Origin of the sequence: Bacteroides propionicifaciens DSM 19291 = JCM 14649, assembly GCF_000375405.1 — a bacterium.
GTDB classification, from domain to species: domain Bacteria; phylum Bacteroidota; class Bacteroidia; order Bacteroidales; family Bacteroidaceae; genus Bacteroides_E; species Bacteroides_E propionicifaciens.
On the sequence record NZ_AQWS01000008.1, the window covers coordinates 1 to 20,649 of the forward strand.

The 20,649-nt window shown below is 36.6% G+C and carries 16 protein-coding genes and 2 pseudogenes; 3 read left to right on the plus strand and 15 right to left on the minus strand.

Annotation, left to right across the window (positions count from 1 at the left end):
• Nucleotides 1-86: 86 nt before the first annotated feature.
• From B091_RS12815 to B091_RS0103420, 4 genes and pseudogenes are all read right to left on the minus strand, one after another.
• A pseudogene (locus B091_RS12815) lies at nt 87-191 on the minus strand (twin-arginine translocase subunit TatC); the annotation flags it as partial.
• Between the two features lie 3 nt (nt 192-194).
• Nucleotides 195-415: pseudogene (locus tag B091_RS11695) on the minus strand (Sec-independent protein translocase subunit TatA/TatB).
• Between the two features lie 52 nt (nt 416-467).
• Nucleotides 468-2,963 carry a bifunctional UDP-N-acetylmuramoyl-tripeptide:D-alanyl-D-alanine ligase/alanine racemase gene (locus B091_RS0103415; protein WP_018108604.1) on the minus strand — a complete coding sequence of 832 codons (2,496 nt, stop codon included), beginning with the start codon at nt 2,961-2,963 and terminating at the stop codon, nt 468-470.
• Nucleotides 2,939-3,928 carry a GSCFA domain-containing protein gene (locus B091_RS0103420; protein WP_018108605.1) on the minus strand — a complete coding sequence of 330 codons (990 nt, stop codon included), beginning with the start codon at nt 3,926-3,928 and terminating at the stop codon, nt 2,939-2,941. The genes B091_RS0103415 and B091_RS0103420 overlap by 25 nt, the downstream gene beginning before the upstream one ends.
• Nucleotides 3,929-4,241: 313 nt before the next feature.
• Here B091_RS0103420 and dxs point away from each other — a divergent pair, with 313 nt between their 5' ends.
• The 3 genes from dxs to B091_RS0103435 are packed head-to-tail and all read left to right on the plus strand — an operon-like array spanning nt 4,242 to nt 8,942.
• On the plus strand, nt 4,242-6,146 hold the full coding sequence (dxs, locus tag B091_RS0103425; RefSeq protein ID WP_018108606.1) for a 1-deoxy-D-xylulose-5-phosphate synthase: 1,905 nt from the start codon (nt 4,242-4,244) through the stop codon (nt 6,144-6,146).
• Between the two features lie 6 nt (nt 6,147-6,152).
• Nucleotides 6,153-7,493, plus strand: a complete 1,341-nt coding sequence (trkA, locus tag B091_RS0103430; RefSeq protein ID WP_018108607.1) for a Trk system potassium transporter TrkA — start codon at nt 6,153-6,155, stop codon at nt 7,491-7,493.
• Nucleotides 7,494-8,942: a TrkH family potassium uptake protein gene (locus tag B091_RS0103435; protein ID WP_025069517.1), complete on the plus strand. Its 1,449-nt coding sequence runs from the start codon at nt 7,494-7,496 to the stop codon at nt 8,940-8,942.
• A gap of 103 nt (nt 8,943-9,045) precedes the next feature.
• Here the strand turns inward: B091_RS0103435 and B091_RS0103440 are convergent, their stop codons facing one another.
• The 11 genes from B091_RS0103440 to B091_RS0103490 form a co-directional block, all read right to left on the minus strand.
• Nucleotides 9,046-9,399: a PqqD family protein gene (locus B091_RS0103440; protein WP_018108609.1), complete on the minus strand. Its 354-nt coding sequence runs from the start codon at nt 9,397-9,399 to the stop codon at nt 9,046-9,048.
• Nucleotides 9,399-10,814, minus strand: a complete 1,416-nt coding sequence (locus B091_RS0103445; RefSeq protein WP_025069516.1) for an MFS transporter — start codon at nt 10,812-10,814, stop codon at nt 9,399-9,401. Before B091_RS0103445 ends, B091_RS0103440 begins: the two co-directional genes overlap by 1 nt.
• 93 nt (nt 10,815-10,907) lie before the next feature.
• Nucleotides 10,908-11,270, minus strand: a complete 363-nt coding sequence (gene secG, locus B091_RS0103450; RefSeq protein ID WP_018108611.1) for a preprotein translocase subunit SecG — start codon at nt 11,268-11,270, stop codon at nt 10,908-10,910.
• Between the two features lie 15 nt (nt 11,271-11,285).
• Entirely contained in the window at nt 11,286-12,083 is a 798-nt protein-coding gene (locus B091_RS0103455) for a tetratricopeptide repeat protein (protein WP_018108612.1), read from the minus strand.
• A gap of 3 nt (nt 12,084-12,086) precedes the next feature.
• A complete protein-coding gene (gene lptE / locus B091_RS0103460) occupies nt 12,087-12,602 on the minus strand; it encodes an LPS assembly lipoprotein LptE (protein WP_018108613.1) in 516 nt (171 codons plus the stop codon).
• On the minus strand, nt 12,589-13,797 hold the full coding sequence (locus B091_RS0103465) for a sigma-54 interaction domain-containing protein (RefSeq protein WP_025069515.1): 1,209 nt from the start codon (nt 13,795-13,797) through the stop codon (nt 12,589-12,591). Before B091_RS0103465 ends, lptE begins: the two co-directional genes overlap by 14 nt.
• 18 nt (nt 13,798-13,815) lie before the next feature.
• Complete coding sequence (gene pdxA / locus B091_RS0103470) at nt 13,816-14,919, minus strand: 4-hydroxythreonine-4-phosphate dehydrogenase PdxA (RefSeq protein ID WP_018108615.1); 1,104 nt, start codon at nt 14,917-14,919, stop codon at nt 13,816-13,818.
• A gap of 15 nt (nt 14,920-14,934) precedes the next feature.
• Nucleotides 14,935-15,969 carry a DUF4837 family protein gene (locus B091_RS0103475; protein WP_025069514.1) on the minus strand — a complete coding sequence of 345 codons (1,035 nt, stop codon included), beginning with the start codon at nt 15,967-15,969 and terminating at the stop codon, nt 14,935-14,937.
• On the minus strand, nt 15,966-17,000 hold the full coding sequence (rlmN, locus tag B091_RS0103480; RefSeq protein ID WP_018108617.1) for a dual-specificity RNA methyltransferase RlmN: 1,035 nt from the start codon (nt 16,998-17,000) through the stop codon (nt 15,966-15,968). Before rlmN ends, B091_RS0103475 begins: the two co-directional genes overlap by 4 nt.
• Nucleotides 17,001-17,138: 138 nt before the next feature.
• Nucleotides 17,139-19,280 carry a peptidylprolyl isomerase gene (locus B091_RS0103485; RefSeq protein ID WP_018108618.1) on the minus strand — a complete coding sequence of 714 codons (2,142 nt, stop codon included), beginning with the start codon at nt 19,278-19,280 and terminating at the stop codon, nt 17,139-17,141.
• Nucleotides 19,281-19,392: 112 nt separating this feature from the next.
• Entirely contained in the window at nt 19,393-20,649 is a 1,257-nt protein-coding gene (locus tag B091_RS0103490; protein ID WP_025069513.1) for a hemolysin family protein, read from the minus strand.

Genomic DNA, 20,649 nt, shown 5'->3' on the forward strand with positions numbered 1-20,649 from the left:
TCCTAATTATTTACAAAGAAAGGGTCAGGCTATAACAATAACCCAACCCAAGCTTAATTTACTTACACACTTCCTGAGACAGTGTCCATTGCAATAAAAAACACGATAGCTATCACTAGCCAAACGCCTAAAACTCTAAAAATTAAATATCGAAGTTCATCTAGATGATTCCAAAAGGTCATCTCTCCCATATTTTATTCAGCTTTAGGTTTATCGTTATTTTTTATTTCTTCTTGTGTTTTGTTGATTTCTTCTTTGGCGTCATTCACACCATCTTTAAAACTTTTGACTCCTTTTCCTAGCCCTCTCATCAACTCAGGAATCTTCTTTCCTCCGAATAATAATAAGACTAAAATGCTACGATTATCCACTCCGAACCTGAAATAAATGCTAGCGTTGTTGTTAGTAAAAACATATTAGATTAATTTAAAATTACTCTTACAAAAGTACGAAATAAACAGCAATTTCTAGTCTAAAAAGTAAATACGCTTCACACGATTTGATATGTTTGCTAAAATCTCATAAGGTATTGTATCTAATTTATCGGCAAGCACTTGAGCAGGTAAATCTTCGCCATAAATAACAACCTCATCACCTTCTTTACAATCAATATTGGTCACATCAATCATACTCACATCCATGCAAATATTACCCAAATAAGGTGCTTCTTGTCCGTTGACTAAACTGTATCCATTTCGATTGCCCAAGCGGCGATTGAGCCCGTCGGCATATCCTATAGGAATAGCTGCAACACGGGTTACCCGATCAACTATACCTTTGCGACTATAGCCCACGGTTTCATCGGGTCCTATTTCTTTAATTTGCAAGATTGTTGTTTTGAGAGTATTAACAGTTTCTAACCCTGTCCCACCCGAAGGGTGAACACCATATAAACCAATCCCCAATCGCACCATATCATAATGTGCTGATGGAAAACGTTGTATCGCAGCTGAGTTACATATATGGCGAATAATCTTATGGCTGAATGCTGCTTGTAACAGAGCAGAAGACTGATCAAAACAGGCTATTTGAAGAGCAGAGAACTCATCAAAATCTACTGAATCACTACCTACCAGATGCGAAAACACTGACTTTGGAATCAATGAATTCTGACTTTTCAGTCTAGCAATTAACTGTGGTATTTCATCGGGCATAAAGCCTAAACGGTGCATACCCGTATCAATCTTAATATGAATAGGCATACTGGCTATACCCTCGCGTTGGGCAGCTTCGATAAGTTGCTCAAGTAAGTGAAAGCTATATACTTCAGGCTCTAAACTATACTGAAAAAGCTGTTGAAAAGCTGAAACCTCTGGATTCATTATTACTATGGAAGTCGTTATCCCTATCTTACGTAATTCTGCACCTTCATCGGCTACAGCTACAGCCAAATAATCGACCTTGCGATCTTGAAGCGTTTTGGCTATTTCATAAGCTCCTGCACCATAAGCTGAAGCCTTTACCATACACATTATTTTCGTTTCGGGCTTAAGCTGATTTCTGTAGAACTTTAAGTTATGAACCAGTGCATTGAGATTGACCTCTAAGATAGTTTCATGACGCTTGAGCTCAATTTCCTCGAGAATTGTTTCAAATCCAAAGGTACGTGCACCCTTTAAGAGAATGCTTTCATTGCTAAATTTTAGATCACCACGCTTGATAGCCTTGATCAGCTCATCGGTAGTATTAAAGAATGTTTTTTCGCCAACAGAAAATTGAGCAAACTCTTTAGACATGTTTTTACCTACACCAACCAGGCGCTGTATATCTTTTGAAGAAATCAGCTGGCCAATTCGACGATATAGTGCAGGTGTACTTTGCCCAGTCTCGAGCAGATCAGACAACACCAATGTGCGTTTTAAGTTGTTTTGAAGTGACCTTCGGTAATGAAAATCCAGGGCAATATCGAGTGATAAAAGATCCGAATTATAGCTATCGTTAATAACTAAACAATTGTTTCTACCCTCTTTAACTTCAAGGCGCATTGCAACAGGTTCTAGCTTGGCCATACGCTCACGAATTGTTGCTGGAGAGAGCATAAGATAAAGACAAATAGCCAAGCAATGTATGGAATTTTCAATTGAAGCTTCATCTATAAAAGGAATAGTATAGAAATTATCCAATCCCAAGTATCGATAAGAAATACGAGTAGAATACTCATTCTTATCAACATTCGAAATGAACAAAGGCCGCTCCATGTTATACCTACTCCAAGCAATTTCTCGGGAGGTTAATAAAGATTTAGCCATACAATTAGATATCAAGTCGGAGTCGGCTTCATATATAATCACATCACAATCCTTAAAGAGTTTGAGCTTCTCCATACATTTCTCTTGCATAGAAAAGAAGTTCTCTTGATGTGCCCCCCCCATATTGGTTAGAACTCCAATAGTAGGTTTAATAATCGACTCTAGAACGCCCATTTCATCGGGTTCGGAAATTCCAGCTTCAAAAATAGCAATGTCCGAATCTTCATTCATTTGCCAAACCGAAAGCGGTACACCAATCTGTGAGTTATAACTCCGAGGAGATCGAACAACCTTTCGATCGGTTGAAAGTAGCTGATGTAGCCACTCCTTAACTATTGTTTTTCCGTTACTGCCTGTTATTCCAACAACAGGATATTTAAACTGACTCCGATGATAAGTCGTTAGACGCTGAAGGGCTTTAAGGGTATTTTCAACCTCCAAAAAGTTTGCATCAGGGTATGACGATAAATCTAATCCCTGAGATTGCTTGTGTCCTTGAGCTGGAGCAATGACAAAGTTTCTTACTCCTCGACCGTATAAATCTTTAATGTATTTTGTTCCATCTCCGTGCAGAGAATATAGAGCAAAAAACAGTGTATCTTCTGGAAAGCTTAACGACCGGCTGTCAGTCAATAACCAGTTAATGGTTGAGTTGGTCTGACCTACTCGTTTAGCCTTAAGTAGCTTGGTTATTTTTTCAATGGTATACGACATGTATCTATCTCCTTTCTAAAATCTAATTTCGGATATTTATTCGAGATTAGATTCATTTTATCTATTAAATCTTGTAAAAAAGAATAATAGCTCTGGGTGTTGGGATTTAATGGTCGATGCTTTAAACTTTTTTCAATCTTCAAGCATGCTGTTATTAGAGAGACTGTATCCTTAGAAAAGAATACTTTTTGATATTTCCCCCAAATATATTCGATTGTAACACCCGATGGATGCAGCATATCTTCGGCATAAAAGCGATAGTCTCGCAGTTCATCTAATACAATTTCGTAAGAGGGGAAGTAAATGATATTTTCAAACTCCTTGACAAGCTCATCAATGGCCAAAAGCAAAATTGATTTACTAAGTTGATTCTCGTGTAAGCCATCACGAATATGCCGTATAGGGCTAACAGAAAATATAATCTTCAGTTTGGGTGATTTTTTTACCAACTTATAAATCAGGGTTCGATAAGTTTCTACAATTCCTTTAACACTCAAGCGCTGACGAATAAAATTATCGGAAATTACTTTATGGCAATTGGATACAACCTGATTGCTCTGCTTCAAACGATATACCCAGGCCGAACCAAAAGTAATTAAGAGGTAATCCAGATCGTTAATAGCTATAGATGCAGACTCACGTTTATTGTTTATCTCTTGGATTACCTGTTGCTTATTAGAACTCGAAAAAGAACCGTGATGCATCCAACTATGCCATTGTTCGGCATGAAAAAAAACATCTTCAGACACATAGTTCTTACCCTCTATTATTTCATCTAAGGCCTTAGCTATTGATGCAGGATTATAAAGTATACCGTAAGGGTTATTAATACAATCAAACTTAGCCTGCTCTAGCTTGTTTCCAATATGTTGAGAAAAACAAGACCCTAAACTTAGTATAGTATGTGTGTGATCCATTTTAGGAAAGCTCTTAGGAGAAATATCCAAAGGTGTGGTAAACTGCATAACATCCTATTTAAATAAAATAATAAACTACCCAAAAACCAGCTTGGCTAGATTTTGGGAGATTAAGTTTTGACAAAGATAGAATGAACTTAAAAGATTTAGATACTAAATAAGCATTTATTAATTAACCTGTTATACACTCAGTAGGCATTCACAAGATCGATACGTCGTAAGCTTCTAATGAAATGTATATCGAATATGGTTTATTATACTTATTTTTGATTATTAGCTTAGAACAAGCCTCTAAGATTATGAATCTATAAACAAGAGTATTCTACTTCTTTTTGTAGATTTGCACAATAACTTTTTTAAAATGGATAAGGAGTCAAAATTCAACTTACTTAATCATATATCTTCACCTGCTGATTTACGCAAGCTTGAAGTAGGTCAACTCGAACAACTTTGCTCAGAATTACGCGAAGACATCATTGATGAGCTTTCATGTAACCCTGGACACTTTGGTGCTAGCCTAGGAGTAGTAGAGTTGACGGTGGGACTTCATCATGTCTTCAACACACCCTACGACCGTTTGGTTTGGGATGTTGGACATCAAGCTTATGTGCATAAAATATTAACGGGCAGAAAAGATATTTTTTATACTAACCGCCAGTTCAAAGGTATAGGACCGTTCCCATCACCTCTAGAAAGTGAGTATGATACGTTTGCTTGTGGCCATGCATCGAACTCTATTTCGGCAGCACTGGGTATGGCTGCTGCTGCACGGATTAAAGGTGAGAATGATCGCCACGTTGTAGCTATTATTGGTGATGGCTCTATGAGTGGAGGTTTAGCGTTTGAAGGGTTAAATAACGCCTCATCGATCCCCAATAACTTACTTATAATTTTAAACGACAACGATATGTCTATCGACAAAAGTGTCGGAGGGATGAAGCAATACTTAGTCAACCTAACAACTTCTCAACCCTATAATCAGGTTAGATATCAAGCAGCAAAAGTGCTTCGAAGAATGAATATCTTGACCGAAGATCGTAAAAATACACTGATCCGATTTGGCAACAGCCTCAAATCGGTTGCTATGCAACAACAGAATATATTCGAAGGGCTTAACATCAGGTATTTTGGTCCCGTTAACGGACACGATGTAAAGACTCTCACACGCATACTTAATGACATCAAAGATATGGAGGGCCCTAAGATTCTTCATGTCCATACCATTAAAGGCAAAGGATTTAAACCTGCCGAGAAGCAGGCCACCATTTGGCATGCTCCTGGAAAGTTCAATCCCGAAACTGGAGAACGTATTGTATCGGACTCAAGTGGGTTGCCACCAAAGTTTCAAGATGTTTTTGGAGAAACCTTATTAGAACTAGCTCAAGCTAATTCCAATATTATAGGAGTCACCCCAGCTATGCCTTCGGGTTGCTCAATGAATATAATTATGGATAAGCTACCCAATAGAGCTTTTGATGTAGGAATAGCCGAAGGGCATGCAGTAACATTTTCTGGAGGTATGGCCAAGGAGGGTCTACAACCTTTCTGCAACATATACTCCTCGTTTATGCAACGAGCCTATGATAATGTAATACATGATGTTGCATTACTAAACCTACCAGTGGTACTTTGTCTAGATCGCTCGGGGCTTGTGGGTGAAGATGGTCCTACACATCATGGAGTATTTGATCTTGCTTTTTTAAGACCAATACCCAACCTAACAATTGCTTCTCCGATGGATGAACCCGAACTGCGTAGAATGATGTTTACGGCACAACTTCCAGACAAAGGTTCTTTTGTGATTCGATATCCACGTGGAAGAGGTAATTGTAAAGACTGGAAATGCAAACTCGAAGAGATACCCGTTGGCAAAGGACGAGTAATTACACAGGGCGATGAACTTGCGGTAATTTCATTGGGCCCGATAGGAGTCAAAGCTCAAGAAGCGATTGAAAACTTAGAAAAACAAGGAAAATCAATCGCCTTGTACGATTTGAGATTCCTAAAACCTCTAGATACAGAAATGCTGCACAGCATTGGACAAAAATTCAATAAAATCATAACCCTAGAAGATGGAGTCATCAAAGGAGGTATGGGCAGTGCAATATTAGAGTTTATGTCAGAAAACAACTATACCCCAAGCATACACCGTATGGGCATCCCTGATGAATTTATAGAACATGGCAGAGTAGAAGAACTCTATCATTTGTGCAATTTAGATACTCCAGCCATTGAAGAAGCAATGCTGGATATACTCAACAAATAAGAATCTATGAAAATCATTATTGCAGGTGCTGGTGCAGTAGGCACACACTTAGCCAAATTATTGTCGAGCGAAAAACAAGACATCATTTTATTAGATGAAGATGAGGAGAGATTAGAGACTTTAAACTCAAATTTTGACCTGATGACTCATATAGGATCACCGACCTCTATTAATTGTCTCAAAGAAGTTGATGTTAAATCGGCCGATCTATTTATTGCAGTGACTCCAGATGAAAGTAGAAATATTACGGCCTGTATGCTTGCTTCAAATTTGGGAGCAGGCAAGACTGTAGCTAGAATTGACAATCACGAATATTTGCAACCAAAAAACAAGGACTTCTTCAAGGAGCTAGGTGTAGACTCACTAATCTATCCTGAGCTTCTTGCTGCCGAAGAGATTATCTCAGCTATGAAAATGAGTTGGGTACGCCAATGGTGGGAGTTTTGTGATGGAGCCATTGTTCTAATAGGCGTAAGAATCAGAGAGAATGCTGAATTACTAGACACAACTCTTAGTGAGTTGAGCAGTAGCGAAAGCCCTTTCCATATTGTTGCTATCAAACGTAATCAAGAAACAATCATTCCTAGAGGTAAGGATACCATTGAACTAAACGATATTGTTTATTTTACCACAACAAAAAAATATATTTCTTACATAAGGAAAGTTACGGGCAAAGAAGATTATCCTGATGTGAGGAACATCATGATTATGGGAGGCAGCCGTATTGCTGCGCGCACAGCTGAATATGCTCCCGACTACATTAACATCAAAATATTAGATACTAATATTGATCGTTGTAACCGACTCAGTGAAGCACTAGATAATAGAATCATGATTCTCAATGGAGATGCTAGAGATATGGATCTACTCATAGATGAAGGAATCCGCCATACAGATGCATTTATTGCCTTAACGGGCAATTCTGAGTCAAATATACTCGCTTGTCTTGCTGCTAAGCGCATGGGCGTTGCTAAGACCATTGCAGAGGTAGAGAATGTTGATTTTATTCCTATGGCCGAAAGCCTAGATATCGGAACCATAATTAATAAAAAATTTATAACTGCGAGCCATATCTATCAGATGATGTTAGATGTTGACGTATCGAATGTAAAGTGTCTCACCTTCGCGGATGCAGATGTTGCTGAGTTTACAGTCAAGAAAGACTCGCGCGTAACCAAGAAAACTGTTCAGCACCTGGGGATTCCTAAAGGTTTTGCAATTGGCGGACTGGTTAGAAATGGCGAAGGAATTTTAGTCAATGGAGATACACAAATTAAGGAAGGAGACCATGTTGTAGTTTTTTGTCTCAACACCATGATCAAAAAAATAGAAAAACTTTTCAATTAAATGATCAACTTAAAACTAATCGCACGGATCATAGGAGTTCTACTTTTAATTGAATCGGCGATGTTACTATTTTGCTCAGGCGTCTCATTATTTTACCAAGGAGATGACTTGACAAGCTTTATCTATACGGCTATTATTTCTGCTATAGTTGGGGTACTCCTGACTTTTCTAAGCAAAGGGGCTGAGAAGTATCTTAGCCGAAGAGATGGTTATTTGGTTGTTGCCTTATCGTGGATAGTAGTTTCAATAGTTGGAACAATTCCTTTTTACCATAGTGGATACATCCCCAATTTAGCAGATGCATACTTTGAGTCTATATCAGGCTTTAGCAGTACGGGAAGTACCATACTCGACAATATTGAAGAACTCCCTCATGGGATTCTTTTTTGGCGAAGTTTAAGCCAATGGATAGGAGGTTTAGGCATTATCGTGTTTACCATTGCGATTTTACCTCTGTTTGGCGTAAGTAGTATACAGTTATTTGCTGCAGAGTCGTCGAGCCCTAGTTATGATAAAGTTCATCCACGCATCAGTGTTACTGCCAAATGGATTTGGGGTATCTACGCTGGACTTACAGCACTACAAACAGGATTACTTTGGCTTGGTGATATGAGTTTTTTCGACAGTATCTGCCACTCGTTTGCTACAACAAGTACTGGCGGATTCTCTACTAAACAGTCTAGTATAGCCTTTTATCACTCTAGTTACATAGAATATGTGATATCTTTTTTTATGATTTTCTCAGGGATCAACTTCACAGTACTCCTACTCATGCTAACTGGAAAATTCAAAAAGATTATCAAAAACTCCGAGTTAAAATACTACTTAACTTCTGTTATTATACTAACCCTAATTATTACAGTAGGGTTAAACTATACTTCTAATTACGACTTAGAAAAAGCCTTTAGAGTAGCTTTATTCCAAATAGGTTCTATACACACTTCAACGGGGTTCGCAACAGACAACTACATGAGTTGGGCTCCTTTTTTATGGGGGTTATTATTTATTCCTATGATTGTTGGAGCTTGCGCAGGAAGCACCTCAGGTGGCTTTAAGTGCATCAGAATGGTCATCCTATCCAAAATCACCTTTCATGAGTTTAAACGCATGATTCACCCCAATGTGGTGCTTAGAGTTAAAGTTAATGAGCAGACACTACCCAATACGATACAAAGTACTATTTTGGCCTTTAGCTTTACGTTTATTCTAATAACACTTACATCTACTCTCTTGATTATGGCTACAGGGGTTGAATTTCTTGAATCCTTTGGGGTCGTAATATCTAGTATTAGTAATATGGGCCCTGGCTTTGGTAGGTTTGGTCCCGATTTTTCGTGGAGTGGATTGCCCGAAGTTGCCAAGTGGATATGTTCATTTCTGATGCTTATCGGAAGACTTGAACTATTTACCATCTTACTGCTACTTACACCAGGATTTTGGAAAGACTAAATTAGTTATACCACACAAAATATAATGGCTATAAAATTCACTGTGTAAAGAGTGAGCTTTATAGCCATTACTATTATAATATATTGAAGAGTTAAAAGAATAACTATTTATTAACGATAAGGAAGTCTATCAGCTTATCTTTTTTAAGTTGGTATAAATAAGTTATGATGCGCTTATCAAAATTTTCTTCTTCTGGAAATTCGGATTGAGCTTGCTCTATGATTTTAGATATATCGGACTGGCCATCTATAAGCTTCCATACCTGAGAACCATACTTGTCAAGTGGAACTCGAATAACAGGTGATACTTTTTTAGGCATGAAGTATTTATTAATCCATTTTGATCTGAAGCGTTGAATACCTAATGTTACCTTTCCATCTTCAGCTATAAGCGTATGAATGTTATCCAGCTTAGAGGGGATAACATCCATAATAAATACTTTATTCTCCGATCTCATTACTTCTTTACATTAGGTTCTTCAAGACCATATCCGTGTTTAGAGTCTTCTCTTTTAAGCCAGATACCCAATAGACCAGCAAAGATACCACAAGATGCAAACACTAACATAGCATAAGTATAATCGTACACCCCGTCATTGGCATTAAGGATAGCAATAGGGTTTGTTTTTTCAAGAACAAAACCAATAAGGATTGGGAACAACCATAAACCAAAGTTTTGCACCAAGAATACAATGCTATAAGCTGAGCCCAAGTACGCAGGCGCAACAAGATGAGGAACTGAAGGCCAAAGGGCTGCCGGGACTAAAGAGAAAGAAACGCCCAACAGTAGTATAGCAGCATAAGCTACAAATAGACTCGTAGGATCTCCTGACTGAAATGGATATAGAGCAAATGTTAAGTGACAAACAAATACCAATACAGATCCAATAATCAGCATTGTAGCTCCCTTACCTCGCGTATCTAAGAACCATCCCAAGATCGGAGTCAAAACAACAGCTCCAATTGGAAAATAAGAAAACAAGTCCGCAGCATCAGTAGTATCGAGTCCTAAATTGTTTTCAAGCATACTAGTTGCAAATTTCTGAAAAGGGAAGATTGCAGCATAATAAAGCACACAAAGACCAGCTACGATTAAGTAAACCTTATTTGAGATTAACTTGGTAAGATCACTAAATTTGAATGGTTCTTCGAACTCTTCATCATCCTCCAATTGAATAGTTTTGTCTTGACTATTAAGTTTCTTATCCATCAATGAATAGACAAAGAAAGACAATAAACCCACACAAAGTAAAATACCACAAACAGCAACAGGACGAACAATATCAGGAGTACCAAGGTTAGCAACATAGGGTGATAGACGAAATACTGCAAAAACCCCCAAACGAGCAATAGCCATTTCAATACCCATAGCCAATGCCATCTCTTTGCCGGTAAACCATTTTACAATAGTCTTAGATACAGTAATTCCAGCCATTTCGATTCCGCAGCCAAAAATTGCAAAACCAATAGATGCCAGCTTAGCTGACGCTGGAAATGAAGGTACAAAGCTATTTAGAAAGTCATAAACAGCACCACCTTCAACAAAGTAAGAAGATATTGCATACAACTTAATAGCTGCACCAATTATCATCAGCGTACAAGAGAGAAGTCCAGTAAAGCGAATCCCCATCTTATCAAGAATAATACCTGCAAAAAACAAGAAGAGTACAAACACATTTAAGAAATACTCAGAACTAGCAAAAGTTCCGTAGACTTCGGGAGTCCATCCTTTTTGTTGTTGTAAAAGCGTTTGTAAAGGAGAAAGAACATCAACAAACATGTATCCGAAGAACATAGTTGCTGAGACAAGAATCAATGCAGTCCAGCGAAGCAGCGTCGACTCTCTCATCGTTGTGTGAGAAATTTTATTCATTTTATATACAGTTAATAGTCTCTAAAAGCAATTATGGCTGTAACTTTACAAGGTTACAGCCATAATTGTGATATCTTTAAGTATACATCAAAATTAATTTGATGATGCAGAATCTTCAGCTACACTAGGAGTTTCAATAGGAGCAACTCCTTGGTCTTGGAAGTTATAAGGGTTCTCAACTTGTTGTTTCTGAGCTTGCTCTAGAAATCTGTTACCGTCTTGATCAGCATTTGTTGATGGTAAAACGTGAGCAGTAGCAATGCTTAAAATAACAATTGCCGCAGCAAGTCCCCAGGTCATTTTCTCAATGAAGTCGGTCATTTTAGGCACACCCATAATTTGATTAGTCGAAGAAAAACCTGAAGCTAAACCTCCACCTTTTGATTTTTGAATCAAAACGATTAGGCAAAGTGCTATTGAAAGCACTATAATCAATACTAGTAAAAATGTATACATCGTTGTTTTATTATATTATTTCGATTTGTCATTTATAATTAACTTCTCTAAGAACCTTATTTGGTCTGCAAAGTAAGCATTTTTATTTGGATATTTCAAGCTTAACTTTTTTAAAATTTCAAGAGCTTTATCATATCTTTGTTGTTTAACGTATATTTTAGCTAATGTTTCAGTAAAGAAACCTTCATCTTCAGCCTCAGGCTCCTCTTTTAGAGCTAACGTACCGATTTCCACAGGATTTAGATTATTTTTACACTCATCACTTACTCGTATAACTTGATGCCTTTCACCTACACTTTTATTCTTCTGACTACGAAGAAATTCATCTATCAAATCCTGACCATCCAAACTATTATCTTCAGCTTTAGTCTGCGAAACAGATTCTTCTAGTAAATAACCTGTATAGTCTGACGAGAGCTCTAAACCTTCTGAATAAGTTTCTTCTTGAGGTAAAGTCAATAAAAAAGAGTCAATTAAATCTAAAGTTTTATCCTCCTCTTTTACTTCATCACTTACAACAACCTTAGGTTTAACAGTGTTTAGAGGCTCGACAATAGTTTCGCCCAAACTGCTAACACTAGTATCCTCAAATAGGAAATAGAGCAATTTGCGATCTGCAATATAGAGTGCAGCCTTTTTAAGCTCATCAATAAAGTTATGAGCACCCATTCTTTTGAGAGCTGATAGGTACAAAATACGCAAAGGCTGTGAATAAGGATAGTCAATTACAGCCTCAGAGAGTAAATCTAAATTTGATTGAATCCCTAATTCTGAACCATTACTCAAAAGCTTTTTTAAAATAATTTCATCCATCAATTACCAGTTAGCTACTGTTGCATTAAATATTTGTTCTGTGATTTCTTTAACCATTTCAGCAATCAACTGATCTTGGACTGCTGTGAGCATTTGAGTTGACTCATAAGTTCTGAATGCTGAAAACTGTTGTTCGAAATCTTGTTCATGATCGGTATTATTCGTAAATCTAACATTTACAGTCAGAGTAAGCTTAGTTTCAGACGAATAACCATCGGCAGCAACAGCCTGATTATATTGATTATAGCCTGTGATTTCTCCTTCAATCTCTAAATCAGCATCTCGATTAACAATTTCCAAACGGGTTTGACGAATAAATATATCATTTATGTCTTCGTTGAATTTTGTTCCTAGTGGTGCATAAACATATGCTGACTTGATTGGAAAGTCAGCAATAGAAATGGTTTTCACCTTATCATAGTTAATAGAAGATCCATTAAACTTATAAGAGATAGTGCAAGCTGTTAGAAACAAACAAAAAACACTCAATAACAAGGGGTTATTTTTAATCCAAGTCATATTCTTTAATTTTCCTATATAATGTACGCTCAGAGATATTTAAATCTTTAGCTGCACTTTTTCTTTTTCCATTATGCTTTAATAAAGCTCTTTTGATCATTTCTTTTTCAACTTCATCTAAAGATAAAGTTTCTTCTATATACTCTTGTGTATCTTGAATATGATTATCTACAGTATCAAGACGAGAATCTAAGTTGATTGTAGCAGGTGTATTCGGGGTATGCACAATTGGTGTATCATCTGGATAATAGTTCGAAATTCTATCATTCATAATATCATGTACTAATGACTTAAGATCTGTAATATCCTTTCGCATATCAAAAAGTACTTGATATAGAATCTCTCTCTCACTTTCAAACCCTGTTGATTTTCTGCCCAAGAGAGCAGGAAGATTCCCACCTTTAATTTTTTCTGGTAAATATCTTAGAAGTATTTCACCAGTTATCTCACGCTGAGTTTCAATAATAGATATCTGTTCAGCAATATTCTTTAGTTGACGAACATTTCCTGGCCAAGAGTAGGAAACTAATTCATGTTTAGCATCATCGGTAAGCTGTATAGAAGGCATATTGTATTTCTCTGCAAAATCTGCAGCAAACTTTCTAAATAGTAATACCGAATCATTACCTCGCTCACGCAAAGGTGGAATTTCAATAGGTACAGTGTTTAGACGATAATAAAGGTCTTCTCTAAATCGACCATCAGCTATTGCCTGACGAAGATTAACATTGGTAGCTGCGACAATCCTAACATCAGTTTTTTCAACTTTGGAAGAACCAACCTTAAGGAACTCACCACTTTCAAGAACACGTAGCAATCGTGCTTGAGTTGGCAGAGGTAACTCACCGACTTCATCTAAGAAAATTGTACCCTTATCCGCTTCTCCAAAATAACCTTTACGATCACCCAATGCACCAGTAAAAGATCCTTTTTCGTGACCGAAAAGCTCAGAATCAATAGTACCTTCAGGAATAGCACCACAATTGACAGCAATATATTTACCATGCTTACGCCTGCTATACTGATGGATTATTTGAGGGAAACTTTCTTTTCCTACCCCACTCTCACCAGTAACCAGTACGCTTAAATCCGTTGGAGCAACTTGCATAGCAATATCAATCGCCCTAAGCAAGCCCGAGCAATTGCCAATTACCCCAAAACGCAATTTAACTTTTTGAATTTCAGCACTAGTCATAATATATTCCATTAACCTTTAAAAATCATCGTGATCGTCCTCTTTATCTAATACGAGCTTATCACTATCGTCTTTTTTATTGAAGTAAAGTCGCCCAAGAGGATTAGCAGACAATCGTTCTTGCTCTTTACGGTATCGAAAAACATCAATAGCAGTATAAATAGCTTGTCGGAACGATGACTCACTAGCAATACCTTTACCAGCAATACTGTAAGCTGTACCATGAGCAGGAGAAGTTCTTACAACGGGTAAACCTGCAGTAAAATTAACACCATCCTCCATAGCCAATACCTTAAATGGAATCAGACCTTGATCGTGATACATAGCAAGAATACCATCAAACTTAGTAAAGTCATTGGAACCAAAAAAACCATCAGCAGAGAAAGGACCATAGCAGAAAAGTCCATCTTCATTCATTTGTTGAATGGCTGGCTTAATGATTTCAATCTCTTCGTTACCCAATAAGCCATCATCACCAGCATGAGGATTTAAACCCAAAACAGCAATACGAGGTTTGGCAATACCAAAATCGTTAATTAAGCTTTGGTTGAAAATATTGATTTTACGCTCTATCAGTTCCTTAGTGAGTGCTAACGGAACTTCTCTCAAAGGAAGATGTCCAGTGGCAACAGCAACTCTAAAATCATCTTTCAATAATATCATTAATGACTTGTGACCGTCACCTAACCTATCTTCGAGGTACTCAGTATGCCCTGGGAAATTAAAGTTTTCCGACTGAATCACATGTTTGTTAATAGGAGCAGTTACTAAAACATCAATAAGCCCATTCTTATAATCTTCTACAGCGCACTCTAAAGATTTTAGAGCAGCTGCTCCAGCCTCTTTATCTTGAGTAGAAAACTCTACACGAACATCTGTATCGATACAGTTGAGAATACTCAACGTGTTATCTGAAGCTTCTTCAATAGAGTTTATGATGCTAAAATTAGTCTCAACTTCAAGGCTTTTACCATGATAAGCCGCGACCTTAGGTGAACCATAAACAACAGGGATGCAAAACTCAAGCATCTCTAAAGATGCAAATGTCTTTAAGATAACTTCATATCCAACTCCGTTGATATCCCCTTGGGTAATACCTACAATAACTTTATTATTTCTCATTTAAATAAATTACTCTTAATTAGAATCAGTATTTGCGATTTCAATCTCCTTTGCCAAAGCTCCAGGCAATCTTAATGTATAGAGAGAAGCCTCCATTTGTCTCATCAAGTTGCGCTTCATCTTTTCGGGAGCAAAAACAAAAGTATCTACAAATATTAATCGTTTATTTTGTTTGTCTAAACGCATTTGAGCAACAAAAGGCCCTCCCATACGATCATTAACAACACGCCATAGGCCTCTAGCCTCCAGAGTATATTCATCTTGAACATTAATGGGTTTTACCTCAGTCACTTCAGCGACAGTTGTCATATAAGACCCTTCACTTTCTCCTAAAACATTAACTCTTAATACAGAATCCCTCTTGTGAATCATATATTCAGGAGTAAAAGAGTCGTCATCTACATAAGGGATTGAATAGACCATAAAGTACCTTTCTGAGGTTCCTTCATTAGTTCCTGCCCAGAAAAAGTTTTCACCTGTTTTAGTTGATTTTAAATCACCAGACACCCAAACATCACTTCCAAACATTTCTTTAACGGTTGAAGCAATTTGTTGACTATGGTTCTTCTCTAAAATAGTAATCTGCCGATTCATTTCAGCTTTTGTGAAATAATCCACTATAGAAGCTCCATTCTGAGTAACGTAGGCAGCTAAACTCTCTGCAGTCGGCCCTTGAATAGTTACTACAGACTGAGGATAGGCATACACATCGGAAGCGGTATTGAAACGAGGCTCAGTATAAATCTTATCTACTTTAACTATAACTAAGTTTCTAATAGGCTTGAGTATTCCATCAAAGTGCTGAGGGTCTGTATACATTAATTTAAATGCAGCCTCAGGCTGAGGTAGTCCTGGCACATTGCTAGTTAAGACCTCTGTAACAGCTTCTCCCAAAGGTGAATCAACATATTTTTGGTCTATAACAACCAATAACTCATAGGGTAATCCACTAGAAGTAGGTGTCAAAGGACCACGCTTATTACCTTGCTTACAGCTAACAAATACAATGCTCAAAAGCATTAGTAGACCTATAAACTTTATATTTTTCATAATGCAGTATTTTTTTGTTTTTCTATAGTCGATAACATTCCACATGCAGCAAAAATATCTTCTCCACGAGAAGCACGTATTGTAGTAAATATACCATTATTTGACAAATAATCGCGAAACTTTGTCATAGTTTCTAAGTCAGCACCTACCAAATCAACATTTGGGATGGCATGAAAACGAATAAGATTAATTCGACAATCCACATTCTTAAGAAGCTTAACAAGCTCACGTGCATGATTCAAGTCGTCATTTTCATCTTTAAACATTATATATTCAAACGAGAGTCTACGCTGTTTTGAGAAATCATAATCCTTAAGGATGTCGACTATTTCGGTAATTGAGAAGGCTTTCTCTGCAGGCATAAGCTTGGCTCTTTGAATAGGAAATGGTGTATGAATACTAACAGCTAAGTGACAATCACTCTCCTTTAAAAAGCGCTCAAACCCTTTACGAAGACCAACAGTAGAAACTGTTATACGTTTAGGGCTCCACTTATATCCATAGTCAGAAGTTAGAATAGATAAAACCTTAAGTACTTCTTCAATATTATCCATGGGTTCTCCCATACCCATGAAAACAATATTCGTTAACTGATCTGATTCAGGGATGGATTGGATCTGGTTTAATATCTGATTAGCTGATAAATTAGCTCCGAAACCTTGCTTACCCGTCATACAAAAGACACAGTTCATTTTGCAACCAACCTGAGAAGAAACACAAAGTGTAGCTCTATCATTATCTGGAATATAAACAGACTCGACAGTATGAAGGTTTCCAGCAGAGAATAAATATTTTATAGTACCATCAGAAGATTTAGCTTCATGAACAGGTTTAGAGCACCCAACTTCAAAACAAGAACTCAAGAGATTTCTATTTTTTAAAGAGATATTAGTCATCTCATCAATTGATGTGACTTTTTTCTCATAAAGCCAAGAAGCAATCTGTTTCGCTGTAAATTTAGGCATGTTCAACGAAGAAACTGTTTCTACAATCTCTTCTAATGTCATGCCTAGTAAAGGCTTTTTACTCATAATAGATAAATTTAATTTTGACACTGCAAAGGTAATCAATAAAAGAAGTATTTAAAGAATACGTTAGTTCCAATATAAAATAAAAAAAGCTAGTACATAGAATCATGCACTAGCTTTTTAGAAAATATATTTAACTATTTAGAAGTACAAATAACGTACATCTACGATTTTAGCTTTTTTAATCAAGTCAGAAAGTATAGTTCTTCTATTCGCAAAATAAGAATACTCACTTTGGATTGTAGAACGCTCAGAAGCTTCATTATATTCTTCTGAAGACTTTTCACGACTAACTACATCAGCAAGAACTACTGCAGAGTTTCCTCTAAGCGCAGGATTACTTAACACACCCTCTTTAGCTACAGAAGCATAACCACTAATCACGGGCTCACTACTATTAGTTGCGGCAAGGAATGCTGGAGAATTAAATGTAACATGTTTAATAGTATCAAGTACCGCATCATCAAGTTTTGCAGCATCAGCAACAGAACTAGGGTTTGCTTTAGCAATCTCAGCTTTGATATAGTCAGCTTTTTTATTGTTTAAAACAATATTTCTCAAGTCGCTGGCAACAAATTTAAGCGGTCTATAACCTGCTGGTATAATATCGGTTAAACCGACAACCATAAGATGATCACCATCACCACATTCGTAAATATTTGAAATACTACCTACTTTAGCATCAAATGACCAACGAAGAGCTTCTTTGGTTGAAGGCACATTGCCAATTGTATGGTCTGTTGTAGTTATTTCTTGGCTTAATACATGGTAACCTTCATCTTCTGCTGCTGCAACCATTTTGTCTAAAGAGCTATTCTCGGCAACGAATTGGCTGAACTTGTTATATGCATTATTAGCTGTTTCACTACTGATCTCCATATCACGTTTAACAACAGCTAACTTATATTTATCAGAGAAGTTCTTACGATTAACTAATTGAATAATGATATTGCCCACAGGAGTTGGCAAAGTCTTCACTTCATTTAGCTTCATTTCAGTAAGAGTAGTGTATAAAGAAAATTGTTCCTGATTAGCAACAGTACTTTCCGAAATCCAAAATGCCTCACCTGGTTGTTGTTCTTCTTCAGCAATACGAGCAAAACTGCCACCGTTAGCCAAAACATTAACAATACTATCCGTTTTCTTAGCCAATGCTTCAGCTTCAATACCTTGAAGTTGTAACATTCTAAACTGTACTGAATCAGGTAGATTTTTAACACCTACGATTTTAACAGCATTGATTGTTGCATCAAGAGCATTTGTATAAGGACCAAATGTTTCACCTACTTGACCACCTTTAACACGAGCAATTACATCTTGAGGATATAAGTTTAAGCTTAAGTAAAGATCGTTGTATGGAATATTTGAACCAGAAGTATTATTTACAATAGATGCATAGTTATCGGTAGCATTACGAAGTAATTCTGCAGATTCAGCAACTTCAGTTTCTAATGCCTCAACATCTGCTGCACTAGGAGTGATTTTAACATCAATGTATTTAATAGAACGAGACTCAGTATTTTGCTTGAACATCTCTTTCTTTGCATCGTACTCTTTTTGAATATCGGCATCTGTAACAGACACTTTATCATCAGTAATGCTAGCAAAAGGGAAAACTGCTGTTGAAAGATTTGCTGAATTTACACGACCATCAAACACAAATTGTGCTTCAACTTTATTTGTGTTGAAACCAGCTATTACGAGGTCTGTATATTTTTCATTTAGACGCTCTTGGATTAATGATTTTTCAACGAAAGCCCACATAGTGTGTACTTGGTACATTTGCTCAAGGTAGCCTTGATCCATACCAGGAGTTTTAGTTAGTTTAGCATACTCAGCTAAAAACATAAACAGCTTATCCTTATCAAATCTGCCGGTTTGTTCGTTTAAAAACATCGGTACAAGACGAAAAGAAGGATTTACACCTTGATCTAAGACATAATTAAGTTCGGCTTCAGTTACGGTTATACCTAACTTTTCAGCTTCAATAGCAATTAATTGATTATCAACAAAAGTATTCCAAACCATATCTTTGATTTGGTTTGTTTCCATTTCAGTTAATGTATTTCTACCAGAGAAGCTTTTTTGAATGTTTGAATACTCATCAACTAACCTTTGATACTCTGCAATTGATAAAGAATTACCATCAACAGATCCCACGTCATGAGGCTGAGTAGGTTGGAATACTCTTAATGCATCACCTGCAATGAATGCAAAAAGTGCTAAAGCGATCACACCGACCAATAAAGGGCCTTTCGATCTAATTTTCTGTAGTGTTGCCATTTTAATTTTATACTATTTTTATTTTTTATTAGTCTTGTTATATAAGCGCACGAAGATACAAAAAACCACACACGCTACTAAGTTATATAGAATAAATATTTCAACAAAATGCTTATTCTATTATATTTAAGCGTACAAGTTCTATTTTATTAGTAGATACTTTTAATATTTTAAAGTGATATTGGTCAATAACGATCACTTCATTTAGCTTGGGAAAACTCTGATAGAAGTGAAGAATCAACCCTCCAATAGTGAGATATTCATCAGACTCAGGTAGCTCAAGATCATATTTCTCATTTACCTTCTCAATCTCCAAACGAGAAGATAATATATACTCTTTATCATTAATCTTTTTACTAACCAATGAAAGTATATCATGTTCATCCTCAATATCTCCAAATATTTCCTCAACTAGATCTTCCAACGAAACAATACCTGCAGTACCACCGAATTCATCAACAACAACTGCGATAGTTTTCTTTTGAGACATGAATATTTTCATAAGCTTATGAGCCGACATTGTATCGGGCACAATAGGAGCTTCTTGAATACGCGATTGCCAATCATCTTTAGAACGAAACATTTCGGATGAATGGATATAACCAACAACCTTATCAATCGTATCACGATAAATTATAATCTTTGACAAACCTGTTTCAATAAACATATTCATCAACTCTTCGCGAGTAGCAATAACATCAAGAGCACGAACCTCCGTACGAGGAACAATACAGTCCCGAATCTTAATATCAGAGAAATCCAAAGCGTTTTGGAATATCTGAACTTCATTTTCAATAGCTTCTTTACTCTCAGAATGCTCAATCCCAGTTTGAACGAAATAATCTAAATCCACCTTAGTAAATGCGCGTTTAGAAACTTCACTATTCACCTTAACACCTAAGAGTCGAAGTAAAACATACGATAAAAAAGAAGCTAATAACGAAATAGGATATAAAATCACGTAACAAACAAAAACAGGAAAGGCTAAGATTCGAAGAACTAGATTTGGATTAATCTTAAATAGAGTCTTAGGAATAAATTCACCAGTAAATAGAATAATAAAAGTCGACACAACCGTTTGAATCAACATTTTCAAAAACTGATTAGGTACAAGCGCATCAAGAAAGAGCTGATCTAGTACCACAGCCATCAATATACCATAAATAACTAGTGCAATATTATTGCCAACAAGCATCGTCGAAATAAAGTTATTAGGGTGCTTAAAAAAGACAGAAAGGATTTTTGAGTTTATACCTAAGCCTCTTTCCATTTCAAACCGAAGCTTATCAACAGATACAAAAGCTATTTCCACACCCGAAAAGAATGCAGAAAAAAGCATAGTTAAAATTAGTAAGAATATTGTTAGCAA